Origin of the sequence: Bradyrhizobium sp. 44 (assembly GCF_023073095.1) — a bacterium.
GTDB lineage: Bacteria > Pseudomonadota > Alphaproteobacteria > Rhizobiales > Xanthobacteraceae > Bradyrhizobium.
In genome coordinates, this window is the sequence record NZ_JADPIY010000029.1 from 938,116 (window position 1) to 962,379 (window position 24,264).

The window sequence follows — 24,264 nt, forward strand, 5'->3', positions numbered from 1 at the left end:
GCACGATATCTCCGTCAGTTTCAATGGAGACATCGCATGAAGATCGACCTTTCCGGAAAGACCGCCCTCGTCACCGGCTCGACCGCCGGCATCGGCCACGCCATCGCCAAGGGCCTTGCCGGCTCCGGTGCGAGCGTCGTGATCAACGGACGCGGCCAGGGCAAGGTCGATGCGGCCGTGCGCAAGCTGGAAGGGGCGGGCGGAAAGGTCCGCGGCATCGCCGCCGACGTCTCGACCGCGGCGGGCTGCAAGGCGTTGGCGGCGGCGCTGCCAGACGTCGACATCCTTATCAACAATGCCGGCATCTTCGAGCCGAAAGACTTCTTCGACATTCCGGACGAAGACTGGAGTCGCTTTTTCGAGGTCAACGTGATGAGCGGCGTGCGTCTGTCACGCGCGTATATGAAGGGCATGCTCAAGCGCAACTGGGGCCGAATCGTCTTCATCTCCTCGGAATCAGGGCTCAACATTCCCGTCGAGATGATCCACTACGGCATGAGCAAGACGGCGCAGCTCTCGGTCGCGCGCGGCCTGGCGCAGCTCACACGCGGCACCGGCGTCACCGTCAATTCCGTGCTGCCGGGCCCGACCATGTCGGAAGGCGTCGAGACCTTCGTGAAGGATCTCGCCAAGCAGAACGGGCAGTCGGTCGATGAGGCCGCGGCCAATTTCGTCAAACAGCATCGGCCAAGCTCGCTGCTCCAACGCTTCGCCAGCGTCGACGAGATCGCCAACATGGTGGTGTATGCGGCTTCGAAGGAAGCCTCCGCGACCAACGGTGCGGCGCTGCGCGCGGAAGGCGGCATCGTCAACACGATTGCCTGAGGCCGTCTCATGCCGGCCTATGTGATCTCGGAGGTCGAGGCGCGTGATCAGGCCGCGATGGAGGCCTATCGTACGCTGGCTGCTGCTACCATCGCGCAATATGGCGGCCGCTATCTCGTCCGCGGCGGCGCCGCCGAATTGGTGGAGGGCGGCCCGCCGCCCAAGACCATCATCATCGTGGAGTTTACCTCGATGGAACGCGCGCGCGAATGGTACGCGTCGCCGGAATATGCGGAGGCGCTAAAGCTTCGGCAGACCGCGCTGGAGCGGCGGTTGATGTTCGTCGAGGGCATGGTTCCGGTCTAGCTGGTCTGCTCGCTTGCCTCTTCAATTCGCGGCGGGACCGGCTAAACTTCGGTTTTATGCTCTGGCCCCTCTCGACCCGCCATAAACGCCTGTTCAGGCTGACATCCGCGCGATGGCAGCGGCGGGCGATCTTCGTGCTCGGTGGAATCGGGGTTGGCGCCGCGGCGGTGGCGCTGGCGCAGCTTGCCGATCTCGCCCAGCACGCCTTTGCGCTGCTGCTAGCCAAATCGCGCTACGCCGTGCTCGCGGTGACACCTCTCGGCTTCATGCTCTCGGCCTATCTGACCACCCGGTTGTTCCCGAACGCACAGGGCAGCGGCATTCCTCAGGCGATCGCCGCACGGCATCTGACCGATCAGACGGCGCGCGAGAGCCTGGTCTCGATCCGAATCGCGATCGGAAAGGTGATCCTCACCTTGTTCGGTCTGCTGTGCGGTGGCTCCGTCGGCCGGGAAGGACCGAGCGTTCAAGTCGGCGCTTCCATCATGTTCGCGCTCGGCCGCGTCTCGCCACGCCGCCAGCCCGGATTGATCCTGGCCGGCGCGGCTGCTGGCGTCGCGGCCGCCTTCAACACGCCGCTGGCGGGGATCGTCTTCGGCATCGAGGAGATGAGCCGTGCTTTCGAGACGCGTACCAGCAGCCTGATCATCGCGGCGGTGATCGCGGCCGGCCTGACCTCGCTCGCGCTGATGGGCAACTACGCCTATTTCGGCAGCAGTGCGATGTCGCTGGCCCCCGGCGCCGACTGGCTCGCGGTTCCGGTGTGCGGCGTGGTTGGTGGCGTGGCCGGCGGCGTCTTCAGCCGCATCGTCATCACCATGGCGCGGGGCTCGGCCCATCCGTTCGGGCGTGCGGTCAAGGGCCACCCTTTGTGGTTCGCGCTCGCGTGCGGGTTGGCGGTCGCGATCTGCGGCATCGTCTCCGGCGATACGGTCTATGGCACAGGCTACCAGCAGGTAAAGACGGCCCTGGAGCAGGGCGCACCGCTGCCGCAGGACTTCGGCATCCTCAAGCTTCTCGCCACCACCTTCGCGGCGATCAGTGGCATACCCGGCGGAATTTTTTCGCCGTCACTCGCCGTTGGAGCCGGCCTCGGCAGCAATATCGCGTCCTTCTTCCACGACGCTCCGCTCGGTGCGATCATGTTGCTCGGCATGGTGTCGTATTTTGCAGGGGTGGTGCAGGCGCCGATCACCGCTTTCGTCATCGTGACCGAGATGACCGACAACCACGCCATGGTGGTGCCGTTAATGGCCGCTGCCCTGATCGCACACGCCACCTCACGGCTGATCTGCGAGGAAGGGATCTACCACGCGCTCGCCAAGGGCTTTATCGAGCGGGCGACGCGTCCGCCGGAGACGAAAGCGGCGCCCGCTTCGAGCTAAGACCTACCACCCCTCCAGCACGATCTTGCCGCGCGACTTGCCGCTCTCCAAAAGCGCGTGCGCGCGCTTGAGATTGGCAGCGTTGATCGTGCCGAAGGTCTGGTCGAGCGTGGTACGCAAGACGCCCTTGTCGATGAGGTCGGCGACGTCGTTCAGCAGATGATGTTGCGCGATCATATCGGCGGTCTGGAACGAGGAGCGCGTGAACATCGATTCCCAATGCACCGAGATTGCCTTGCCCTTGAACGCACTCATGGTGAATTCCGACGGATCGTCGATCAGGCCGAACTTGCCCTGCGGCGCCATCAAATCGGCGATGCTCTTGTAGTGCTGGTCGGTGAAGGTGAGGCTCGCCACCAGCGCGACTGGCGGCAGCTTGAGCTTCTCGATCTGCTCCTTCATCGGTTGGCCGTGGTCGATTACTGCATGCGCGCCGAGATCGAGGCACCATTTTTGCGATTCCGGCCGCGTTGCGGTTGCAACCACGGTCAGCCCGGTGAGGCGGCGAGCGAGCTGGATCAGGATCGAGCCGACGCCGCCGGCGCCGCCCGTGATCAGCAGCGTACGTGGATCGACACTCTTGCCGGGCACCGCACCCAGCCGGTCGAACAACAGCTCCCAGGCGGTGATGGAGGTGAGGGGAAGGGCGGCTGCCTGCGCGAACGACAGGCTCTTCGGTTTATTGCCGACGATGCGCTCGTCAACGAGATGGAATTCGGAATTGGTGCCCTGGCGCAGGATCGCGCCGGCGTAAAATACTTCGTCGCCCGGCTTGAACAAGGTGACGTCGGGACCGACGGCGTCGACCACGCCGGCCGCGTCATAGCCCAGAATCTTCGTCTCGCCCTCGGGCGGAGCGGCGCGCTTGCGCACCTTGTAATCGACCGGATTGGCCGAGATCGCCTTCACGGCGACGCGGATGTCGCGGCCGCCGGGCTCGGGCCTTGCGGTCTCGAAATCGATCAGCGCGTCCTGATCCTCGATCGGAAGCGATTTCTTGTAGCCGACGGCCTTCATGGCTTGTCTCCTTCAGATAGCGTTGCAGATGCTGGGTCCCGGGTTCGCGTTTTCGCGTACCCCGGGACGACAGGCGATACCTAGAACGCGAACTGCGTCCGCATGGCGACCGCATCGAACTTCGAGCCGACATCGGCGGTCGAGACCGGCGAGGCCTGCCTCGACACCGTGCCATGCAGATAGTCCAGCATGAAACGGACGTTGCCGTTGACATACCAGTTCAGCGCCGCCGTGTAGACGGTCTGCCGGCCGCCTGCGATGCCGGTGGCGGTCCCGAGCTGATCGTTGAGGTCGATCGTGGAGAAGCGTCCCGCGACTTCCCACGCGCCCCAGCCGCCGCCCTCGAGCGAGAACGGGTGCGCCGGCTTGACGCCGCCATAGGCCGCATTCGCCGCATTATAGCTGCGACCCTCGCCAGTCAGCACGTAGCCGGCCTGCGCGTAGCCGCCCTGGAATTTGAGGCTCGGCGCACCCAGCGGCGGCAGGCCGGTATTGGCGCTGCGATCGATGTTGTACCAGAAATACTCGCCTTGCAGGATCAGCGGTCCATAGGTGGCGGCGGCTTCGACGCTGTAGACCTGCGCGCCGGAGGCATTGGCGATCGCGCCGGTCGTAGCCAGCGCCGTGGGATCGATGCGCAGTTCCGGACGATCGGTCAGCGTCACCGTCTGTGCACCCGTCACCAGATTGCGCGTCGGCTGGATCAGCCATTCGGCATTGCCCCCGAGATGGACCGAGTAGTCTTTGCCGCTGACGACCTGGCCGGCGACACGCGCGACCGCGCCGTATTGTTCCGTGGCGCCGTTCGGCGCAACGCTCGACGCTGAGTGGATCGCACCGGTGGCGGGGCCGGTGACATAGGCGCCGACCCAGAACTCGTCGTTGTACCAGCGCGTGCCGACCGCCGAACGGAAGTCGCCCGCGGCGATGCTCGTGGCGACGATCCCCGCCGAGGCGCGCTCCATGAACATGATGTCGTTGGAGCTCGTGGCCTCATCGAGAGTGTAGGGCAGGTCCATGATGCCGCCTTCGATGGCCATCTTGCCGCCGAACGGTTTCAGGCCGGTATAGCTGAGATAGGCGTTCTCGACGCCAGAGACGCCGCCGCCGGGCAGCGAACCCGGAGCTGCGCCGCCAAACCCGTCGGAGGAGCCGCCGAAGTCGTAGACCAGCGCGAAATTCCAGTCGTGGAAGAACTTGCCGGCGACACCGATGCGCGCGCGGCGGACGTTCTCGCCGCTGTCGAGCTTTTGCGGCACGGTTGCCGCCGTGTTGGGCCGATAGTCATAGCCGCCGACATCCCAATGCACGCGGCTTGTGATCCCGACGCAGTTAGCCCCATCGGCAGTGCAGATGGTCGGTCGGTTGTTCGGCATTGTCACGACGACGCCGGATGCGGGCGCCGGTCCCTTGAGCGGGATCGCCGCGTTGGCGTTGGCGACGGCGGCCTTCGCTTCGGAACGCGCTTCGGCTTTTGCCTCCGCCTTCGCCTCAAGCCTGGCCTTCGCTGTGGCCGCAGTATTCGCGGCGGTCTGGCTCTGGAGCTTGTCGAGCTTCTGCTCCAGCATCTTCAGCTGCTGCTTCAGGAGCGCGATCTCCTGGTCGCTGCTGCTCGCCGATTGGGCCTGGGCCTGCGAGGCTGCCAGTGCGGCGGCGAGACCCATCGCCGTGGCTGCAATTCTTGTCCTACTCACGTCATGACTCCATCGTTTGACGAACTTCCCCAAGTCGCTGGCGGAGAGCCTAGGTGTGATCGATGACTACCCCGCGACGCTGCGGCCGGTTGCGCGGTTCCCACTGGTGTAAATTCGCCGCAACCGAATCCGCCTTGCGCCACCATGCAAGATGACGCACATCGTGCCAATCGGCAGCCCCGGCAAATTGCGATTTCGCACGCAGAGCTTGCAGGCCGGCCACACCGAAAAGGCCCCTGAATATGCCGCCGGGCGCCCTTCTAATGGGGGGCGAACGCGCCTATATTCCGGCGTCTTTTCCAAGAGGTAGGAATGTTTCGATCGACCTGGACCGCCGTCGTCACGGCACTGTGCATAGCCTTTTCGGCCAACTTCAATCCGGCCGCCGCGCAGGACCGCCGTGTGCCGTCCTCGCCCGCCGAACTGCGGCTGTCCTATGCGCCGATCGTGCAGCGGGTGCAGCCGGCGGTTGTCAACGTCTATGCCGCCAAGGTGGTGCAGAACCGCAACCCGCTGCTCGACGACCCCATATTCCGCCGCTTCTTCGGCGTGCCCGGCCAGCAGCAGGAGCAGGTGCAGCGCTCGCTCGGTTCGGGCGTGATCGTCGATGCGTCGGGGCTCGTTGTCACCAACGTCCACGTCATCGAAGGCGCCGACCAGGTCAAGGTGTCGCTGTCGGACAAGCGTGAGTTCGAGGCCGAGATCGTGCTGAAGGACTCTCGCAGCGATCTGGCCGTGCTGCGTTTGAAGGACACCAAGGAGAAGTTTCCGGCTCTCGAATTCACCAATTCGGACGAACTGCTGGTAGGCGACGTCGTGATGGCGATCGGCAATCCCTTCGGCGTCGGCCAGACCGTGACTCACGGCATCATCTCGGCCTTGGCACGCACGCAGGTCGGTATCACCGACTACCAGTTCTTCATCCAGACCGACGCGGCGATCAATCCTGGCAATTCCGGCGGCGCGTTGGTCGACATGAACGGCAGGCTCGCGGGCATCAACACCGCGATCTATTCGCGCTCCGGCGGCTCGCAGGGCATCGGCTTCGCGATCCCCGCCAACATGGTGCGCGTCGTCGTCGCCTCCGCCAAGGGTGGCGGCAAGGCGGTCAAGCGGCCCTGGTTAGGGGCGAAATTGCAGGCGGTGACGCCGGAGATCGCCGAGAGTCTCGGCCTGCGTTCGCCGACCGGTGCGCTGGTCGCAAGCGTCGTCCCGAACGGGCCGGCGGCCAAGGCCGGGCTGAAATCCTCCGACCTGATCGTCTCGATCGACGGCCAGACCGTGGATGATCCCAACGCTTTCGACTATCGCTTCGCCACACGGCCGCTCGGCGGCACGGCGCAGATCGACGTGCAGCGCGGCGGCAAGCCGGTCAAGCTGACGGTGGCGCTGGACGCCGCGCCCGATGCCGGCCGCAACGAGCTCGTCATCACCGCGCGCTCGCCTCTCCAGGGCGCGAAGGTCTCGACCATCACCCCGGCGCTTGCCGACGAGCTGCATCTGGACGCCGATACCGAAGGCGTCGTGGTCACCGATCTCGGCGGCGACAGCGCGGCCGCGAATGTCGGCTTCCAGAAGGGCGACGTCATCCTGGCGGTCAACAACCAGAAGATCAGCAAGACCAGCGATCTCGAAAAGGCGGCGGCCGAGCGCCAGCGCATCTGGCGCATCACGCTGGTGCGTGGCGGCCAGCAGATCAACGTCACGCTGGGCGGATGAGTCCGAAGCGACCACAGGAGACGCCAACCCTCTTCGCCGCGGCGGGGCTCGATCACGAGGCTCCGCATCCGCTGCCGGATCGGCTGCGGCCGCGCGCGCTCTCGGAGGTCGTCGGCCAGGATCACATCCTGGGTCCAGACGGCGCGCTGACGCGCATGCTGGAGACGCGCACGCTGGGCTCGCTGGTGTTCTGGGGCCCGCCCGGCACCGGCAAGACCACGGTGGCGCGGCTGCTCGCGGACGCCACCGATCTGCATTTCGAGCAGATCTCCGCGGTGTTCTCCGGCGTCGCCGATTTGAAGAAGGCCTTTGAGGCGGCGCGTGCACGCCGCGAGATGGGCAAGGGCACGCTGCTGTTCGTCGACGAGGTGCATCGCTTCAACCGCGCCCAGCAGGATTCGTTTCTGCCCGTCATGGAAGACGGCACGGTGGTGATGGTCGGCGCCACCACCGAAAATCCGTCCTTCGAGCTCAACGCGGCGCTTCTGTCCCGGGCGCGCGTGCTGGTGTTTCGCTCGCTCGACGCGGCCGCGATCGAAAAGCTGTTTGCGCATGCCGAGGAGGTCGAGGGCCGCAAGCTGCCGCTCGACGAGGAAGCGCGCGCCGTGCTGGTGCGCATGGCCGATGGCGACGGCCGCGCGTCGCTGACGCTCGTCGAGGAAGTCTGGCGCGCCGCGCGCAAGGACGAGATTTTCGACGCCGCGCAGTTGCAGGAAATATTGCAGCGTCGCGCGCCCATCTACGACAAGTCGGCCGACGGCCATTACAATTTGATCTCGGCGCTGCATAAGTCGGTGCGAGGCTCCGATCCCGATGCCGCGCTGTATTATCTCGCGCGCATGCTCGATGCCGGCGAGAACCCGCTCTTTTTGGCCCGCCGCGTCGTGCGCATGGCGGTCGAGGATATCGGGCTTGCCGATCCGCAGGCGCTGGTCATCGCCAACGCAGCCAAGGACACCTTCGACTTCCTCGGTCATCCCGAGGGCGAGCTCGCGATCGCGCAAGCCGTGGTCTATCTCGCCACCGCGCCGAAATCGAATGCCGTCTACACCGCCTTCGGCAAGGCGATGCAGGTCGCAAAGCAGGCCGGCTCGCTGCTGCCGCCGAAACATATCCTCAACTCGCCGACCAAGCTGATGAAGTCGGAAGGCTACGGCGCATCCTACGAATACGACCACGACGCCCCCGACGCCTTCTCCGGACAGGATTACTTCCCGGAAGCCCTGGGTCGCCAGACCTTCTACGACCCGCCCGACCGGGGGTTCGAGCGGGAGATCAGGAAGCGGCTGGATTATTGGGCGAAGTTGCGGAAGGAGCGGGGTGGGAAGTAGGTTCTGCAGCACCCAGAAGGCGCTTGCATTTACGTGCCAAAAATGACACACAAGCGCAGCCGAATGATCGATCGCACGAAGAAGCTTCCAGCGAGATTCTACGTTAGCTCGACAGGTCGGAATCCTGTTCGCGAGTGGATATTGGATTTGCCTTCTGAAGATCGACGAACTGTCGGGAAGGATATTCAGAAAGTCGAATTCGGTTGGCCGATCGGACGCCCGCATTGCGCCCCGCTAGGGGAGGGATTGTGGGAAGTTCGAAGCGATCTCGGCAGCAACCGGATTGCGCGAGTGATCTTCTGTCTGGAAGACGGTCAGATGATCCTGCTTCACGGCTTTATCAAGAAAACGCAGAAGGCGCCAAAGCAGGATATTGACCTTGCGCTAAAGCGCAGGCGAGAGGTGACGTGATGACGAAAAGCAAAGCGCACGTGAGCAAAGAAACGTTCGACGAGTTTCTTACCGAGCAAGGTATACTTGGGACTTGTGAGGAGCGTGCTCTCAAGGAGCTCATCGCTGAGCAATTGACGGAGGCGATGAAGACGCAGGGAATCACGAAGACGGCGATGGCCGAACGCATGAAGACCAGTCGTCGTCAGCTCGATCGGCTCCTTGATCCCGCGACCCCCTCGGTGACGCTGGATACACTGCAGCGCGCCGCAAGTGCGGTTGGCCGTACACTACGAGTCGAGTTGGTATGACTTCGCTCGTGCCAGGCGCCGTCTTGATGAACCTGCAACAGCGATATGACCTGCGGCTGGCGGAGAAGCAGATTGGCGCGGAAGTCGCGTCACTGCACCGGCGCGCCGATACACAGTCGACACGAACGTTTGGAAAAACCACATGAGCCGCCGCATCAAGAGAATGAACCCAAAACCTCGCGAGCGCGATGAGCGCAAGGAGGCGCGCCCGTTCAAGGCGCGCAGCGCGAAACATGCTGGGCTGCGACCGGGCGCGAAGCCTCCGCGCTTCGCGAGCGAGCGCGTCGAGCGGCGCGCGCCCAAAGCCGAACCGGAAAAGGCTGCGCCGGCAAAGCCCCCCGTCGAGGCATTGCTGCCGACCAAGGTGCAGACCGTCAAGGTGACGGCCGACGAGAACAACATGCGCGTCGATCGCTTCCTTGAAGCGCACTTTCCCGGCCTGTCGTTCTCCCACATCCAGCGCGTCGTTCGTAAAGGCGAGCTGCGCGTCGACGGCAAGCGCGTCGACAGCAAGGACCGCCTGGAGGAGGGCCAGAGCGTCCGCATTCCGCCGCTGAAGCTCGACACGCCGAAGGCACCCAACCCCGAGTCGGAGGCGGCGCAAAAGACGCTTGCCGCGCTGAAGGAGATGACGATTTACGAGGATGACGACGTTCTCGTGCTGAACAAGCCGGCCGGACTCGCCGTGCAGGGCGGCTCGGGCATGACGCGACACATCGACCAGATGCTGGAGGTGATGCGCGATTCCAAGGGCCAGAAGCCGCGCCTCGTGCACCGCATCGACAGGGAGACGTCGGGCTGTCTCCTGGTCGCCAAGACCCGCTTTGCCGCCTCGCATCTCACCGGCGCATTCCGTTCGCGGTCGGCGCGAAAAACCTATTGGGCGCTGGTGCCGGGCCTACCGAAGCCGAAGCAGGGCCGCATCTCGACCTTCCTCGCGAAAGAGGAGAGCGAGGACGACACCATCATGCGCATCGCCCAGCATGGCGACGAGGGCGCAAGCCACGCGGTGACCTACTATGCGGTGGTCGAGACCGCCGGCAACAAGCTGACCTGGGTGTCGCTGAAGCCGGTGACCGGGCGCACCCACCAGCTGCGCGCCCACATGGAACATATCGGCCACCCCATCGTCGGCGATCCCAAATATTTCAACATCGAGAACTGGCAATTGCCGGGCGGCCTGCAAGACCGGCTGCATCTGCTCGCGCGCCGTATCGTCATTCCGCATCCGCGCGGCGGCTTCATCGATGCCACCGCGCCGCTGCCGCAGCACATGCAGCAGTCGTGGAACCTGCTTGGACTCGATGCAAGCAGATTTGATCCGATCGAGAATGCGCCTGAAGAGTAGTTGGAAAGGGCGGCAGCGGAAGGGCAGGGACCGGAACGAGATGCGCGAATTGTTTGATGAAGCTGCGGGGCGATCCCCGCTTGATCCGCAGGAATTGGTCCGCCAGGCCGCGCGCGTGCCGTTGCGCAAGCGCTTCTACAAGGAGGTCGGGGTGGCCGAGGCTGAGGGCGGTTTTGCCATCATGCTCGACGGCAAGGCGATCCGCACGCCGTCCGGCCGCCAGGTGGTCATCCCTTCGCGCGCGCTGGCCGACGCAGTGGCTGCGGAATGGGCGGATCAGGACGAGACGATCAAGCCCATGACCATGCCGCTGACGCGGATCGCCAACAGCGTGGTCGAGGGTGTCGTCGACCGCGTTGATCTCGTCAGCGACGATCTCGCAAAGTATCTCCAGTCCGATCTGCTGTTCTATCGCGCCGGTCATCCGGAGGGGCTCGTCGCCCGCGAGGCCGCGCATTGGGATCCCGTGCTGTTCTGGGCCGCGGAGACGCTGGGGGCGCACTTCATCCTGTCCGAAGGCGTCATGCATGTGACGCAGCCGGATGAGGCGCTCCAGGCCGCGCGTGGGGCCTTGCCAGGGGACGCCTGGTCGGTCGCCGCGCTCCACGTGATCACCACCCTGACCGGCTCGGCGCTGCTGGCGCTGGCGCTTGCCCATGGCGTGCGCGACGCCGACCAGGTTTGGGCGGCAGCCTATGTTGATGAGGACTGGAACGCCGAGAAATGGGGCGTGGACGAAGAAGCGGCCGGCCGCCGCGCCGCCCGACTGCGGGATTTCGAGGCTGCCGTGGCGGTTTTGGCCGCTGTGAAGCCGCCTGCGGCCAAAGGTCCTTAACGAGAGGTTTACGAGGGCGGCCTTAGGGTGGGGGCCAGCGTTCCCTGGGCCCCACGATGCCGACGCCGATAAGCTCGATTCTTCCCGTCAGTGCCGCCAGCCCCATTGCTGACGCGGCGACGCCCGATCTTGTGCTGCAGGCCGGCAGCGTGGTCGACGCCCGAGTGGTCAGCGTGCTCGCCGATAATCTGGTGCGGATCGCGATCGCCAACCTCTCGATGGATGTGATGTCAGAGGTGGCGCTGACACCAGGCCAAAATCTCCAGCTTGCGGTGTCGCAGAACGGCGGCACCATCCGGCTCGCCGTCATGGGCGGGGCAGGCGAGGCGGCCGCCGATCAGGTCACATTGACGCCGGCTGCGGCCTCGCTGGTGGACAGCCCGCCGCTAGTGCCGTCGGTGGGCGCGGCCCGCAATGCCCTCACACCGACCGAGCAGGTCGCCGTCACAGAAGCCTCGGCCGAGGCCGTGACGAAGCAAGGCAGCCAGGCGCCGCTGTTCGCCAATCTGGCCGCGGTCGTCACCGGCAGCGATCTTCCGGCGGGGCTGAAGCAGGCGATGCTGGGCGTGCTGGCGCAGCAGACGCCGCTCAACACCGGACTCGAAGGCGGCGACATCGAGTCCGCTTTCCAGAAGTCCGGGCTGCTCCTCGAAGCCTCGCTCGCCGCAGGCGCGACTCCGTCCTCCGGAACGATGCCGGATTTGAAAGCCGCGCTGCTGGTGCTGCGCCAGACGCTGACGACGCTCGAGGCCACCGCGCCACAGGCGCAAGGTGCCGCCCTTCCAGCTGGCACCGTGGCGACACCGCAGGTCGCTGCCGCGCAGACGCAGGCTGCACAGGCCGCCACGCCGTCAACCGAACCCGGGATCGCCCAACCGCCGCGTAGCGCCAATCTCGCAGCCTCTGTGTTGGCGGACGCCGCTGGCGGCGCGCCGCAGGCCGCGATGCCGCGGACCATGACCGCAGGCCTTGCCGCGAGCCTCCTGCAAGAGATCACGCAAGATCTGCCGCGCATGACGGGTAACTTGCCGGGCTCGAACAAGGCCGTGCCCGACGGACATGTTTTTGAAGCCGCCGCGCGCGCAACGCCACCGCCGGTTCGCGGCGCATTGCCGTCGCCGCAATCGATTGCCTCGCCGTCACTCGCACCGGATACGCCGCTTGCCGCGACCGTGCATCGCCTGCTCGACGACACCGATGCCGCCCTCGCGCGGCAGACCTTGCTCCAGGTCGCTTCGCTCCCCGATCGCACCGACGCCAGCGGTCACAGGATCGATCCGACTGTGCCGCAGTGGAATTTCGAGATTCCGTTCGCAACGCCGCAGGGCACTGCAATGGCGCAGTTCGAGATCTCGCGCGACGGCGGCAATGAATCCGCCGATCCCGCCAGGCGCGCCTGGCGTGCGCGCTTTACACTCAATGTCGAGCCAGCCGGCCCCGTGCACGCTTTGATTACGCTGAACGGTGACAAGACCTTCGTGCGGATGTGGGCGGAGCGGCCGACGACCGCACAGCAGCTTCGCGCCGGAATCGGCGAGCTCAACCAGGCCCTGACCAGGGCCGAGCTCAAGCCCGGCGACATCCTGGTTCGCGATGGCACCCCGCCGCAGCCCACTCCGGCCCGCGCCGGCCACTTCCTGGATCGCGCCACATGAGCGATCCGTCGAAGCTTGCGATTGCGCTCCATTACGAGAAGGGCAGCAACGCGCCTGTCGTCGTCGCCAAGGGCAAGGGCACCATCGGCGAAAAGATCGTCGAGATCGCCAAGGCCAACGACATCCCGATCGAGGAGAACGAGATCCTGGCCGGCGCGCTGTCCAAGGTCGAACTCGGCGAGGAGATCCCACCCGACCTCTACAAGGCCGTCGCCGAAGTGCTGGTGTTCGTGCTGCGGCTGTCGGGCAAGCGGTAGCCGTCATCGTTTCACCACGATAGCGGCTGCATGGTCGCGGCCATCGTCATCGCGTAACGGACACCGCCAGTGCTCACCCGCCGTTCCACCCTCGGCCTTCTCGCCGCAGCTGCCGCTTTGCCAGCGCGTGCATTCGCCCATGTCGCGCCGCCGCGCAACGAGATCCGTGACAGCCTCGCAAAGCGCTTCACCGACCTCGGCACGGCCGGGACGTTTGTCGGCTACAAGGTCGAGGACTATCTGGTCGTCGCCAGCGACAAGGAGCGTTCGGGCGAGGCGAAGCTGCCGGCTTCGACCTTCAAGATTCCGAACTCGCTGATCGCGCTCGAAACTGGCGTCGTCACTGACCCCGACAAGGACGTATTTCCTTGGGACGGCGTGAAGCGTCCGATCGAGGCCTGGAACAAGGACCACACGCTGCGCAGCGCGATTCTCGTCAGCGCGGTGCCGGTCTATCAGGAGATCGCACGCCGGATCGGACAAGAGCGCATGCAGAAGTATGTCGATCTGTTCGACTACGGCAATCGCGACATCGGCGGCGGCATCGACCAGTTCTGGCTCACCGGCGCCTTGCGCATCGATCCGGTCGAGCAGGTCGATTTCGTCGACAGGCTGCGCCGCCGCGCGCTGCCGATTTCGAAGCGCAGTCAGGATCTTGTCGCTGACATCCTGCCGGTGACCAAGGTCGGCGATAGCGTCATTCGCGCCAAGTCCGGGCTGCTTGGCGCCGAGCGCGGCGAGCCGTCGCTGGGCTGGATGGTGGGCTGGGCCGAGAAGGGCGAAGCGCACACCGTGTTCGCGCTCAATATGGACTGCAAGGAGCCGCGTCTGGTCGGCGAGCGCATGCCCCTGACGCAAGCCTGCCTTGCCGAGATCGGCGCGATCTAGCGCTATCACGCTGGTGTTGCTCGACTAGCATCCCCCGGTCAAGAAAAACCGGGAGGACAACATGAACTCAACGCCACTCTGGCTGTCGTCGCTCACACTCGCCGCGGCGGGCGGCTGGCTCGCCGCCACGATGTTTGCAGCGCCCGCCACCAGCAAGGAGCCGCGCTTTCCGCAGCTCACCATGGACCAGCTCGACGCCAAGCAGAAACCGCTCGGCGAGCAGATCATGAAGGTCTCGAGCGTCGGCATCGGCGGTCCCTACAATCCGATGATCCGCAGCCCGGTGCTCGGCCAGCGCCTGTTCGACCTGTTCCACTATCTGCGCTGGGAGACCTCGGTCCCGACAAAACTCAACGAGTTCGCGATCCTGATCATCGGGCGGCAATGGCGTTCCCAGGTGGAGTGGTACGCCCATGCGCCGCTCGCGGCGAAGGCGGGTCTGTCGCCCGAGATCATCGCGGAGCTCAAGGCGAATAAGCGGCCTGCGAACATGGCCGAGGACGAGGCCGTCGTGTACGACTTCGTCACCGAGCTCACCACGACGAAGAAGATCGGCGACGAAACCTATGCGCGCGCGAAGAAGGTCTTCAACGACCAGCAGATTGTCGACCTCACCGCAGTCGCCGGCAATTACGTGATGGTCGCGATGCTGCTGGCAATGGCGGAGGAGACCGTGCCGCCGGACAAGCAGGAGCCGTTCAAGCCAGGCGAGCCGTAGCCTCCGTCATTGCGAGGAGCCCTTGCGACGACGCAATCCAGATTGCCTCCGCGGCGAGATTCTGGATTGCTTCGCTTCGCTCGCAATGAGGGAGTATGGGGCGCCGACGCCGGCTCCCAAGGCCGAGCTGCTTCCCGGCGCTAACCCAACTTGAACAGCGCCTGCAAAAACTCCACCACGGCCTTGCGCGACTCGGCAGCAGTCGTTGGATTGCCGCCGACATGCGGATTGAGCTCGACGCAAGCGTCCTGGTAGGTGAACGGCGCTTTCGTATCGCCATTCATCAAGACTCCGCCGTCGCCTTCGCGGATCTGGCAGTTGCGCACGGTCTGCGCACCTGTTGATACGGCAACCGTATTGACGCCGAGCAGCCCGCTGTCGAAGCCGTGCGCGCTGTCGGGGTATTCCGTCAGCACCACGTCGCGGCCAGCCGTCTTGAGTCGCTCGACGAAAGCCTTGCAGCTCTTCACGGGATTGTAGTCGTCGGGCGTGCCGTGGAAGATGCGGATCGGGCGCGCGGCGATGTCCGTGTCGTTCTGATAGGTCGTCGAGCAGTCGGGATAGAACGGAATGTAGGCGGCGAACTGGATGCCGGACTTGTTCCAGAGCTTGTGGAAGCGGTTGAGGCTCGCATAGAGCGTCGCCTGTCCGCCGCGTGAGAAGCCCATCAGCACGATGCGATCAGGATCGACGCGGGGATGTTTTGCGAGGATCTCCAGCGAGCGGTAGATGTCGATGACGAGGTTGAGCCGGCCGAGCAGGGCCTGGTTCGGCCCCACCACCGTCAGCCCGCGGCCGGTAAAGCCGTCGATCACGAAAGTCGAGATGCCCATGGCGTTGAACGCGTGCACCCAGGCCTCGGTCGTGGCGCCGACGCCGCTCGAGCCGTGCATCAGCACCACGACGGGGAGCTTTCCGCTGCCTTGCGCGACGCGCAGTTCGCCGGCGACCGTCACCGGCTTTCCGGCCGCGGCATCACCGCTGAGGAATTGCTGGTCGGAGAGGGTGAGCGAGGGGATCGGGTAGATCTCGGCGCGGGTGGCGACTTCCCTGGGAAGCGATTGTGCGTTGGCGCCCATGCCGACGAACAGCGTTGAAATGCAGAGCGCCATGGCGACGCGGAATGCCGTCGGCATCGGATCTTCCCCCATGATTTTCAGTGAGTAGAACAACAGGCCTGCGCGCTGTCAAATTGACGCAAGCCGGCGGTTCGCCTCAGGCGGGATCGGCCTTCTTCACCGTCAGCGCCTGGTCGATCGCAAAACCGCCAATCTCGCTCATCGCCTGCGAGATGACGTCGCCCTTGCGGGCAAAGCCGGCGGAGAGGAAATCGAACTGGGTGCGCGCCAGCCGCAGCACCTCGATCGGCACGGAGATTGCGGTCTCGTTGAAGCTGTCGACCGAGGCGTGCAGCGTCTCCAGCTCGCTTGTGAGCTGGCCGATATGGCTCTCGGCCTGCTGCATCAGGCCGAGCAGGTTGCCGCGCTCGGCATCGAATGTTGCGCGCTCGGCCGCCGCGGCCGCGGTGACCTCGGCAAGCTGGCTGCGCAGCGCGTCAATTTGCTTGACCACGGCGTCGGACGCCATCTCACCGGCCTCGCGCAGCTCGCGGTTGCGCGTGTTCTCTTCGTGCTCCCGGTGATAGAGGCGTTCCGCCGACATCGCCCGTTGCGTCAGCGACTCGATCAGCGCGGCCGCGCGCAACAGCATCTCGCCGTTCCGCCCCGACACCATGCTGGCCATGCGGCGCAGGAAGTCGGTGGTTTCGGACGATGGGTTCGGCGGCAGTGGAACGACCGTCGCGGACATGAGGTGATGCTTGCAGCCGGAAATGATGACCGCCGCCGTACCGACTGAGCTCACGCAACATTCGGCGCCTGATCGCAAGCCTGGAGCAAGCCTGAATCGCCGCGCCCGGTCAACCGGGCAGGGCCAGATTTGCAACTGCGTCAGGTATCCTTCTGCCGGCCGATCCGGCCGAGATGGGTGAAGCCGAACCCGGCCGAATATTTCAGGCCATAGCCCAGCGCCCGGTCGATGCCGATATGGGCGAGCCAGATCAAGGCGATGGACAGGGTGAGCGGCGAGGCGAGGCCGAAGCCGAGCGTCAGCAGCGCGACTGGCGCCATGTAGCTGTGGGCGGCGTTGTAGACCATCGCGCCGAGTTTGGCGTCCGACAGGTATGCCAGGAAGCTGAGATCGGGGACGAAGAACAGCAGTGCGAACACCAGCCATGAGCCGTCCCAGGCCCAGTAGAGCATCACCATCCCCACAAACAGGGTCAGGCCCTCCAGCCGCAGCAGGATGTTGACGCCGCCCGTCGCCGCGCCGGTCTCGGCCGCTCCTTCGGTCATGCTCGTCTCCCAGGCAAAACTTTGAAATTCCTTGCGCTTTCCCGCTGCGGCAAGGCAGCCCTGCGGGACCGAAAGCCGCTTCCCGGCCCGCAAAATGCCGTGTTAGAACCCCCGGCAATCGCATTTAGGCTAAGAACTGGCGGGAGCAAATGAAGAATATCCTGGACGCCCTTGAAGACCGTCGCGCCGGCGCAAAGCTCGGCGGCGGCGAGAAGCGCATCGAGGCGCAGCACGCCCGCGGCAAGCTGACCGCGCGCGAGCGCATCGAGCTCTTGCTCGACAAGGGATCGTTCGAGGAATTCGACATGTTCGTCGAGCACCGCTCCACCGAGTTCGGCATGGAGAAGAACAAGGTGCCCGGCGACGGCGTCGTCACCGGCTGGGGCACCGTCAACGGCCGCAAGACGTTTGTCTTCGCCAAGGACTTCACCGTGTTCGGCGGATCGCTGTCGGAAACGCACGCGCTGAAGATCACAAAGCTCCAGGACATGGCGATGAAGGCGCGGGCGCCCATCATCGGCCTTTATGACGCCGGTGGCGCCCGCATCCAGGAGGGCGTCGCGGCGCTCGCCGGCTATTCCTACGTGTTCCGTCGCAACGTGCTTGCCTCCGGCGTGATCCCGCAGATCTCCGTCATCATGGGCCCCTGCGCCGGCGGCGACGTCTATTCGCCGGCGATGACCGACTTCATCTTCATGGTGAAGAACACCAGCTACATGTTCGTCACCGGCCCGGACGTGGTGAAGACCGTCACCAACGAGGTCGTCACGGCGGAAGAGCTCGGCGGCGCCTCGGTGCACGCCACGCGCTCCTCGATCGCCGACGGCGCCTTCGAGAACGACGTCGAGACGCTGTTGCAGATGCGGCGCCTGATCGACTTCCTGCCATCCAACAACACGGACGGCGTGCCGGAATGGCCGAGTTTCGACGACATCGGCCGGGTCGACATGTCGCTCGACACGCTGATCCCCGACAATCCGAACAAGCCCTACGACATGAAGGAGCTGATCCTGAAGGTCGTGGACGAGGGCGACTTCTTCGAGATCGCGGACGCCTTTGCCAAGAACATCGTCACCGGCTTCGGCCGCATCGCCGGCCGCACCGTCGGCTTCGTCGCCAACCAGCCGATGGTGCTCGCCGGCGTGCTGGACAGCGACGCTTCTCGGAAGGCGGCGCGCTTCGTTCGTTTCTGCGATGCCTTCAATATCCCGATCGTCACCTTCGTCGACGTGCCGGGCTTCCTGCCGGGCACCGCGCAGGAATATGGCGGCCTGATCAAGCATGGCGCCAAGCTCTTGTTCGCGTACTCGCAGTGCACCGTGCCGCTGGTCACCATCATCACCCGCAAGGCCTATGGCGGCGCCTTCGACGTCATGGCCTCCAAGGAGATCGGTGCCGACATGAACTATGCCTGGCCGACCGCCCAGATCGCGGTGATGGGCGCCAAGGGCGCGGTCGAAATCATCTTCCGCGCCGACATCGGCGACCCCGACAAGATCGCCGCGCGTACCAAGGAATACGAAGACCGCTTCCTGTCGCCCTTCATCGCGGCCGAGCGCGGCTACATCGACGACGTCATCATGCCGCACTCGACGCGGAAGCGGATCGCGCGGGCGCTGTCGATGCTGAAGGACAAGAAGGTGGAAACGCCGGCGAAGAAGCACGACAATTTGCCGTTGTGAGCGCGAGGCGTAGCCCGGATGAGCGTAGCGACGTCCGGGTTTTCTATCCAAGTCCCGCATGTCGCTTCGCTCATGCGGGCTACCGATTCTGCTTCTGAGTTGGCATCCTCGATCCAAATCCAATGACCGACAGCGATCCGACCGACGAGATATCCGACATCGAAGCGCGTATCGAGGCTTTGGCCGAGATCGCCGAGCGATGCCGGAAGTACATCCTGGCATCAAAGCTCGCCATCGGCGGCGGCGCTGCGCTGTTGCTGATCACGATCCTCGGCTTGCTCGGGATGGGCCAGACCGCCGCGCTCGGCTCGATCGCTCTGGTGCTCGGCGGAATTGTCTCGCTTGGCTCGAACGTCAGCACGTTGCGGCAGACGGAGAGCGCGATCGGTGATGCGGAGGCGCTTCGGTCTCAACTGATCAGCCGCATCGACCTTCGCGTGGTCGCCGATACGCCGATGAAGCTCGTGTAACCGAGCAGCCTTACGCCGCAGCCCTGCGCGACAGCACCTGCAACTCCTCGCGGCATTCGGCTGCGAACGCCTGAAGCTGCTCCGCGGTTTGGCGGTCGAGGATCGCCTTTGCCAGCCGTTCGGCGCGGGCAAGCTGGTCTCTGAGATATGCGATGCGGGCCATGTGTCACCTTCCGCAGGGTTGATTTGATGGCCGTGACCCTACGGCCATCGCCGGATTCATTATGTGAGGCACGTCACACCTCACGCCGGCGCGGCGTCAGCGGGTCGCGTCCGCCGCAGCGAAATGCGCCATCTGGTCGGCGTGGGCCTTGGCGAAAGCCGGGCGGGCGGTGGCGCGCGCGACGTAGGCGCGGCTGGCGGGACTGTCCGCGAGCCCCTCGAACTGATCGACGACGCGCAGCACGTCTGACATCAGGATGTCGGCGACGGAGAACGTGCCTGCCAGCCATTCGCGGTTGGCCAGCACCGCCTCCATGTGCTTGAGGCGGAGTTTTAGGAAGTCGTCGACGAATTTCCACGCGGCCGTATCGCTCGGATGGCCCATGAACTTCGACATCGTCCAGGGCAGGCTCGCCATCTCCACCGAATTGAGTGCGGCGAACAGCCATTCCGTGGCCTCGTTGCGGCCGCGCGGATCTGATGGCATCAGCTTTGCGCTGAGGCCGCCGAGATGCAGCAGGATCGCGCCGCTCTCGAAGATCGAGAGATCGCCGTCGGTCAGCCACGGCACCTGCCCGAACGGCTGGTGCGCAAGATGCTCGGCGCCGCGCCGGTCGAACGGCGCGCTCGCGACGCGATAGGGCAATGCGGCCTCTTCGAGCGCCCAGCGCACCCGAAGGTCGCGCACGAAACCGCGCGGGGGCGGGGGAACCCAGTCGAAGGTGGTGAGCGTGAGGTCGGGCATGTGGTGTCTCCGTCTGCTGTTCGGGCATAGGACGGGCGAGCGATGCGCGTTCCGACACCGGTGCCGTCCTTTTTTTGTCGTCGCCGACGTCATCGGCTAGTCTCACCCCAAACAACAGGAGGAAAATCCGATGCCGTCAGCCTTCTTCGTCGTCCGCGCCACCGTCACCGATGCCGGCAAGCGCGCCGCCTTCGACAGATGGTACGAGACGGAACATCTGCCCGACGCGGTGAAGGTGTTCGGTGTGGCTAAGGCCTGGCGGTTCTGGAGCCTCGACGATCCCTCCCTGCATCAGGCGTTGTATCAGTTCGAGAGCGAGGCTGCGCTGCAGGCCATGCTGAAGGGCGGTGCGCTGACGCAGCTGGTGGCTGATTTCAACCGCGATTGGCCCGACGTGACGCGCACGCGCGAGTTGCTGGTGCTGGCGCAGGAGTTCGGGAAATAGAGCACCGGGCTACGGCGCTGCGAATTCTCCTGTCACCTGCGCAACGAAGCTGAACGCGCGATTCAGCTTCGGTTCATGTCATCACCGCGACACTTCCTCTGCATCACTGGCACGACCATCCAAGAGGAAAGAAGTCATGGAGCGCCGGAACTTTTTGAAATTTGCAATCGGTATCGCGGCCGGAGCTGCCGCGTTCACGACCGCCGCACAGGCCGCGCCGCTGGCGCCGCAGCCGCTCGGTGATCCCAGCAAGCCGCAAGGCAATCCCGACGCTCATCCCGCAGTCACGAGCAGCGATGAAGCCTCGCAGTTGAAACCGGAGCAGGTGCACTGGCACGGCCACCACCGTCATTGGGGTTGGCGCCGCCGTCACTGGGGCTGGCATCGCCGGCGCTGGCACCGCCGCCATTGGTAAGCGTCGCGCTAAGCGAGGCTTGAACGGGGACCGCGATCGCGGTCCCCGTTCTGATTCGAAACATCCCGGTGCGACGTCAGCGCTCAAAAAGAAAATGGCCGCGCAGGCTTTCGCCGCGCGGCCATTTCGCAATGCGAAAAACGAGATCAGAACGGACGGCAGCGGCCGGCGTACCAGCGGAAGCCGTAGGGGCACACGCGCGCGCGCGGCACGACCACGACAGGGGCTGGCGCAACCACGATCGGACCCGGGCGGACAACGACCGGACCGCGCATCGGGCGGCAGCCGCCATAGGCGCCGCGATACCAGCCGGGGCCGCAACCGCCGGCGGCGCTGGCCGCCTCGCTGAAACCAGCGACCGCGCTGGCGAGCATCACGGCGGCAAACAGGTATTTCATTTGATCTTCCTTCTCGTCCTTGGGGTAGGTTTTGGGGGCAGGATTGGGGCAGGTAGGAGGGCTTGGCGCTTTCGGCGCACCATGAATCAAAAGACACGATTCGACACGTTAAAATCGCAACATGCCGACACGATGCCAGCCAAATCTGCCAATCATGACCTGAATGCGGCATGAACATTCCCCGCACGCGGCTCCGGACGACAGCAATGACGCTACCGGCCGAGAAAACCCAGCACCAGCTCCTTGTACTTCTCAGGCGCCTCCAGGAAGACGAGATGGCCGGTGTCCGGGATCACCTCGGCTCGCGCATTCGGCATCTTCGCGGCGAGTGCCTTCGCCAGCTCGGCGTTCTCTCCCATTTTCGCGCGCAGCGCCTCGGGCGCGTTCGGTCGGCCCGGTGCGTTGTGGTCGTCGGCACCCATGATGAACAGCGTCGGCTCGGTGATCAGTGCGATCTCGTGCGCCACCGGCTCGCGATAGATCATCTGGCCGGAACTGACGAAGGCGCGCAGCCAGCGCGAATAATCAGGGCTGCCCTTGATGTTGAAGCGGGCGTCGATGAACGGCGTGATCGCGTCCGGCGGCAGCTTGATCGCATAATTGGTCTGAAGCTGCTTGCGATAGCCTTCGGCCGTGAGCTTGTCCTGGGTCTCGATCATCTTCTCGGTCGGCGTCGGCGGCACATAGAGGCGGTAATCTTCCAGCCCGATCGGGGCCGTCAGAACAAGGTGGGCGACGCGGTCGGGAAAGGCGCGGGCGATGCGGACGCCCAGCATGCCGCCGAGCGAATGGGCGACGATCTCGGCCCTGTCGATCTTGAGGTGATCGAGCAGTGCGATGGTGTTGCGCGCCAGATTGTCGAAATGCAATTCGCCCGCCGGCTTGGAGGATTTGCCGAAGCCGATCTGGTCCGGCACCACGACGCGGAAGCCGGCCTCGCTCAGCATCTTGATAACAGGCGCCCAGTAGCTCGACGGGAAATTGCGCCCGTGCAGCAGCACCACGGTGCGGCCGTTTGGCTGCGCAGGCGGCACATCCATATAGGCCATGCTGAGCTGCTCGCCGTCATTGACAACAGGCAGCAGGTGCACGGGGTAAGGATAGGCAAAGCCTTCGAGCGCGATGCCGTAAGGTTCGCGCGGGACGGTGTCGGCGGCGTGGGTGGAGGTGAGCGGAGAGACGATGAGGACGGCGACGAGCGCGGCCGAAGCGAAGCGGATCATGGGGGATCTCTGTGTGTGACAACCGTGGCCATAAACACGTGGATGGCCGGGTCAAGCCAGAGACGTCGTTCACACGGAGTTGTGTTTAGTCCCGCCCGTCACCGAACAACGCGGCAAACTGCTTCTCGCCGGTGCGCGTAAAATTCACCACGCGGCTGCCGGGCGTGGCGTCGCGGGCGGCCCATTTCAGCTCGGCGAAACGCTGCATCATGGCGGCGCCCAGCGTGCCGGCGAGATGGTGGCGCCGCTCGCTCCAGTCGAGGCAGGCCTTGCACACGGGGCGGCGCGGATGGGCGAGCATGTCGGGCGAGATCTGCAAATGCTTCGCCAGGAAGCGCTCGCCCTCGGTGGTCAGCTCGATCTCCTGCTTCTTCTGCCTGACAAGGTTTTGCGCGCGCAGGGTGTCGAGCATCTGCACGCCGAGATCGCCGGCGAGATGATCGTAGCAGATCCGCGCGCGCCGCAGCGCCGGATCCTTCGGCCCGGTGCGCACGCGCATATGGCCGGTCCGTGCGGCGAGGCCCGCAAGGCCTTCCAGCACGCCGGCGACGTCGTCGTCAGTGAGGCGGTAGTAGCGGTGGCGGCCTTGCTTCTCCGGCTCGATCAGGCCGCCGGCCTCGAGCTTGGAAAGATGCGAGCTCGCGGTCTGCGGCGTGATGCCGGCCTCCTGCGCCAGCTCGCTCGCGGTGAGCGCGCGGCCGTTCATCAGCGCCGTGAGCATGTTGGCGCGTGCGGGATCGCCGACGAGCGCGGCGATCATGGCGATGTCAGGACCTGATTTCATGCTTCGATGGTAGCCGAAGCATTGCGGTGGGGCAAGCGCGTAGCGTGAGTTTGCTCGTCATTGCGAGGAGCCCCTGACAAAATTGCGAAGCAATTTTGCACTGGCGACGAAACAATCCAGGCTCCCTCTGCAGAGGGATTCCTGGATCGCTTCGCTGCGCTCGCAATGACGGTCTGGAACCAGAGGAGCCCATCATGTCCATCACCGTCTTCATCCGCTACCAGCTCGATCCGTTCAAGCGCGCGCAGTTCGAGGAGTATTCGAAGCGCTGGCTCACCATCATCCCGAAATGCGGCGGCGATCTGATCGGCTATTTCATGCCGCACGAGGGCACCAACAATATCGCGTTTGCGCTGATCACCTTCGAGAGTCTGGCTGCGTATGAGGCCTATCGCGCCCGGCTGCGTCAGGATACGGAAGGCATGGCGAACTTCCACTTCGCCGAGGAGCACAAATTCATCCTCGCGGAAGAGCGCACGTTTCTGCGCCAAGTGGTTTTGTAAGTGGTAGCGTAGGCCATCAACTCAAGGAGAGACGCCCATGATCGCCGTGATCTTCGAGGTCTGGCCGAAGCCGGAACACCGCCAGGATTATTTCGACCTCGCGGCCGACCTCAAGCCGATCCTGCAAACCATCGACGGCTTCATCTCGGTCGAGCGTTTCGAGAGCCTGACCGACAAGGGCAAGATCTTGTCGGTGTCGTTCTGGCGGGACGAGGCGGCCGTGCAGGCCTGGCGCAACACGATGGAGCACCGCCGCACCCAGGCCAAGGGCCGCGCAAAAATCTTCGCCGATTATCACTTGCGTATCGCCAGCGTCATCCGCGACTACAGCATGAATGATCGCGAGCAGGCGCCAAAGGACAGCCGCGCGGTGCACGACGCGCACTAGCGCGCGCGGCGGCACG

Annotated in this window: 29 protein-coding genes; 19 read left to right on the forward strand and 10 right to left on the reverse strand. The window is 64.9% G+C overall.

The window, feature by feature from the left end:
• Positions 1-36: 36 nt before the first annotated feature.
• From IVB41_RS30365 to IVB41_RS30375, 3 genes are read left to right on the forward strand one after another with little or no spacing between them, the layout of a single operon-like run.
• Complete coding sequence (locus IVB41_RS30365) at positions 37-825, forward strand: SDR family NAD(P)-dependent oxidoreductase (RefSeq protein ID WP_027567487.1); 789 nt, start codon at positions 37-39, stop codon at positions 823-825.
• Positions 826-834: 9 nt separating this feature from the next.
• On the forward strand, positions 835-1,131 hold the full coding sequence (locus IVB41_RS30370) for a DUF1330 domain-containing protein (RefSeq protein ID WP_027567486.1): 297 nt from the start codon (positions 835-837) through the stop codon (positions 1,129-1,131).
• A 56-nt stretch (positions 1,132-1,187) separates the two neighbouring features.
• A complete protein-coding gene (locus tag IVB41_RS30375; RefSeq protein ID WP_027567485.1) occupies positions 1,188-2,516 on the forward strand; it encodes a chloride channel protein in 1,329 nt (442 codons plus the stop codon).
• Between the two features lie 3 nt (positions 2,517-2,519).
• Here IVB41_RS30375 and IVB41_RS30380 read toward each other — a convergent pair whose 3' ends face one another.
• Together IVB41_RS30380 and IVB41_RS30385 are read right to left on the reverse strand one after the other, a co-directional pair.
• The gene (locus IVB41_RS30380) at positions 2,520-3,533 is read right to left on the reverse strand and encodes a zinc-binding alcohol dehydrogenase family protein (protein WP_247437891.1); all 1,014 of its coding nucleotides are present in this window, start codon (positions 3,531-3,533) and stop codon (positions 2,520-2,522) included.
• An 80-nt stretch (positions 3,534-3,613) separates the two neighbouring features.
• Positions 3,614-5,227, reverse strand: coding sequence for an OprO/OprP family phosphate-selective porin (locus tag IVB41_RS30385; RefSeq protein WP_247437893.1), 1,614 nt, complete (start codon positions 5,225-5,227; stop codon positions 3,614-3,616).
• A gap of 312 nt (positions 5,228-5,539) precedes the next feature.
• Here IVB41_RS30385 and IVB41_RS30390 point away from each other — a divergent pair, with 312 nt between their 5' ends.
• The 10 genes from IVB41_RS30390 to IVB41_RS30435 all read left to right on the forward strand — a co-directional run bounded on the left by IVB41_RS30390 (position 5,540) and on the right by IVB41_RS30435 (position 14,679).
• A complete protein-coding gene (locus tag IVB41_RS30390; protein ID WP_027567482.1) occupies positions 5,540-6,946 on the forward strand; it encodes a DegQ family serine endoprotease in 1,407 nt (468 codons plus the stop codon).
• Entirely contained in the window at positions 6,943-8,277 is a 1,335-nt protein-coding gene (locus IVB41_RS30395; protein ID WP_247437894.1) for a replication-associated recombination protein A, read from the forward strand. The genes IVB41_RS30390 and IVB41_RS30395 overlap by 4 nt, the downstream gene beginning before the upstream one ends.
• A 63-nt stretch (positions 8,278-8,340) precedes the next feature.
• Positions 8,341-8,688 (forward strand): type II toxin-antitoxin system RelE/ParE family toxin, encoded by a 348-nt coding sequence (locus tag IVB41_RS30400; protein ID WP_247287017.1) that lies wholly within the window; start codon positions 8,341-8,343, stop codon positions 8,686-8,688.
• A complete protein-coding gene (locus IVB41_RS30405; RefSeq protein ID WP_247287015.1) occupies positions 8,688-8,978 on the forward strand; it encodes a helix-turn-helix domain-containing protein in 291 nt (96 codons plus the stop codon). Before IVB41_RS30400 ends, IVB41_RS30405 begins: the two co-directional genes overlap by 1 nt.
• A gap of 142 nt (positions 8,979-9,120) precedes the next feature.
• Positions 9,121-10,326 (forward strand): RluA family pseudouridine synthase, encoded by a 1,206-nt coding sequence (locus tag IVB41_RS30410; protein WP_247437896.1) that lies wholly within the window; start codon positions 9,121-9,123, stop codon positions 10,324-10,326.
• A 40-nt stretch (positions 10,327-10,366) separates the two neighbouring features.
• Positions 10,367-11,161, forward strand: coding sequence for an ATP12 family chaperone protein (locus IVB41_RS30415; RefSeq protein ID WP_247437898.1), 795 nt, complete (start codon positions 10,367-10,369; stop codon positions 11,159-11,161).
• Positions 11,162-11,217: 56 nt separating this feature from the next.
• A complete protein-coding gene (locus IVB41_RS30420) occupies positions 11,218-12,816 on the forward strand; it encodes a flagellar hook-length control protein FliK (protein ID WP_247437901.1) in 1,599 nt (532 codons plus the stop codon).
• Positions 12,813-13,073: an EscU/YscU/HrcU family type III secretion system export apparatus switch protein gene (locus IVB41_RS30425; RefSeq protein WP_247361892.1), complete on the forward strand. Its 261-nt coding sequence runs from the start codon at positions 12,813-12,815 to the stop codon at positions 13,071-13,073. Before IVB41_RS30420 ends, IVB41_RS30425 begins: the two co-directional genes overlap by 4 nt.
• Before the next feature lie 69 nt (positions 13,074-13,142).
• Positions 13,143-13,961 (forward strand): penicillin-binding transpeptidase domain-containing protein, encoded by an 819-nt coding sequence (locus tag IVB41_RS30430; protein ID WP_027567477.1) that lies wholly within the window; start codon positions 13,143-13,145, stop codon positions 13,959-13,961.
• A 61-nt stretch (positions 13,962-14,022) separates the two neighbouring features.
• Positions 14,023-14,679: a carboxymuconolactone decarboxylase family protein gene (locus IVB41_RS30435; RefSeq protein WP_027567476.1), complete on the forward strand. Its 657-nt coding sequence runs from the start codon at positions 14,023-14,025 to the stop codon at positions 14,677-14,679.
• A gap of 140 nt (positions 14,680-14,819) precedes the next feature.
• Here IVB41_RS30435 and IVB41_RS30440 read toward each other — a convergent pair whose 3' ends face one another.
• The 3 genes from IVB41_RS30440 to IVB41_RS30450 form a co-directional block, all read right to left on the reverse strand.
• Complete coding sequence (locus IVB41_RS30440; RefSeq protein ID WP_247437907.1) at positions 14,820-15,815, reverse strand: dienelactone hydrolase family protein; 996 nt, start codon at positions 15,813-15,815, stop codon at positions 14,820-14,822.
• Between the two features lie 79 nt (positions 15,816-15,894).
• Positions 15,895-16,488 (reverse strand): hypothetical protein, encoded by a 594-nt coding sequence (locus IVB41_RS30445; RefSeq protein WP_027567474.1) that lies wholly within the window; start codon positions 16,486-16,488, stop codon positions 15,895-15,897.
• Positions 16,489-16,628: 140 nt separating this feature from the next.
• Positions 16,629-17,033 carry a DUF4260 domain-containing protein gene (locus IVB41_RS30450; RefSeq protein WP_027567473.1) on the reverse strand — a complete coding sequence of 135 codons (405 nt, stop codon included), beginning with the start codon at positions 17,031-17,033 and terminating at the stop codon, positions 16,629-16,631.
• Positions 17,034-17,182: 149 nt separating this feature from the next.
• Here IVB41_RS30450 and IVB41_RS30455 point away from each other — a divergent pair, with 149 nt between their 5' ends.
• Together IVB41_RS30455 and IVB41_RS30460 are read left to right on the forward strand one after the other, a co-directional pair.
• On the forward strand, positions 17,183-18,715 hold the full coding sequence (locus IVB41_RS30455; protein WP_007603066.1) for an acyl-CoA carboxylase subunit beta: 1,533 nt from the start codon (positions 17,183-17,185) through the stop codon (positions 18,713-18,715).
• Between the two features lie 122 nt (positions 18,716-18,837).
• Positions 18,838-19,185 carry a hypothetical protein gene (locus IVB41_RS30460; protein ID WP_027567472.1) on the forward strand — a complete coding sequence of 116 codons (348 nt, stop codon included), beginning with the start codon at positions 18,838-18,840 and terminating at the stop codon, positions 19,183-19,185.
• 10 nt (positions 19,186-19,195) lie between these two features.
• On the opposite strand, the gene IVB41_RS30465 is transcribed toward IVB41_RS30460, so the two are convergent.
• Both IVB41_RS30465 and IVB41_RS30470 read right to left on the reverse strand, forming a co-directional pair.
• Positions 19,196-19,348 carry a hypothetical protein gene (locus IVB41_RS30465; protein WP_018456483.1) on the reverse strand — a complete coding sequence of 51 codons (153 nt, stop codon included), beginning with the start codon at positions 19,346-19,348 and terminating at the stop codon, positions 19,196-19,198.
• Between the two features lie 96 nt (positions 19,349-19,444).
• Positions 19,445-20,092 carry a glutathione S-transferase family protein gene (locus IVB41_RS30470; RefSeq protein WP_247361884.1) on the reverse strand — a complete coding sequence of 216 codons (648 nt, stop codon included), beginning with the start codon at positions 20,090-20,092 and terminating at the stop codon, positions 19,445-19,447.
• Positions 20,093-20,222: 130 nt separating this feature from the next.
• Between IVB41_RS30470 and IVB41_RS30475 the strand changes: the two genes are divergently transcribed.
• A complete protein-coding gene (locus IVB41_RS30475) occupies positions 20,223-20,537 on the forward strand; it encodes a hypothetical protein (protein ID WP_247361881.1) in 315 nt (104 codons plus the stop codon).
• 136 nt (positions 20,538-20,673) lie between these two features.
• Entirely contained in the window at positions 20,674-20,952 is a 279-nt protein-coding gene (locus IVB41_RS30480) for a twin-arginine translocation signal domain-containing protein (protein ID WP_247361878.1), read from the forward strand.
• A 146-nt stretch (positions 20,953-21,098) separates the two neighbouring features.
• Here the strand turns inward: IVB41_RS30480 and IVB41_RS30485 are convergent, their stop codons facing one another.
• The 3 genes from IVB41_RS30485 to IVB41_RS30495 form a co-directional block, all read right to left on the reverse strand.
• Positions 21,099-21,350: a GCG_CRPN prefix-to-repeats domain-containing protein gene (locus tag IVB41_RS30485; protein ID WP_247361876.1), complete on the reverse strand. Its 252-nt coding sequence runs from the start codon at positions 21,348-21,350 to the stop codon at positions 21,099-21,101.
• A gap of 212 nt (positions 21,351-21,562) precedes the next feature.
• The gene (locus IVB41_RS30490; RefSeq protein ID WP_276576685.1) at positions 21,563-22,573 is read right to left on the reverse strand and encodes an alpha/beta fold hydrolase; all 1,011 of its coding nucleotides are present in this window, start codon (positions 22,571-22,573) and stop codon (positions 21,563-21,565) included.
• An 85-nt stretch (positions 22,574-22,658) separates the two neighbouring features.
• Positions 22,659-23,357 carry a winged helix-turn-helix domain-containing protein gene (locus IVB41_RS30495; protein ID WP_247287000.1) on the reverse strand — a complete coding sequence of 233 codons (699 nt, stop codon included), beginning with the start codon at positions 23,355-23,357 and terminating at the stop codon, positions 22,659-22,661.
• A gap of 194 nt (positions 23,358-23,551) precedes the next feature.
• Here IVB41_RS30495 and IVB41_RS30500 point away from each other — a divergent pair, with 194 nt between their 5' ends.
• Together IVB41_RS30500 and IVB41_RS30505 are read left to right on the forward strand one after the other, a co-directional pair.
• Positions 23,552-23,860, forward strand: a complete 309-nt coding sequence (locus IVB41_RS30500; RefSeq protein ID WP_063995954.1) for an NIPSNAP family protein — start codon at positions 23,552-23,554, stop codon at positions 23,858-23,860.
• A 37-nt stretch (positions 23,861-23,897) separates the two neighbouring features.
• Positions 23,898-24,248, forward strand: a complete 351-nt coding sequence (locus tag IVB41_RS30505) for an antibiotic biosynthesis monooxygenase (RefSeq protein WP_007603077.1) — start codon at positions 23,898-23,900, stop codon at positions 24,246-24,248.
• Positions 24,249-24,264 lie beyond the last annotated feature (16 nt).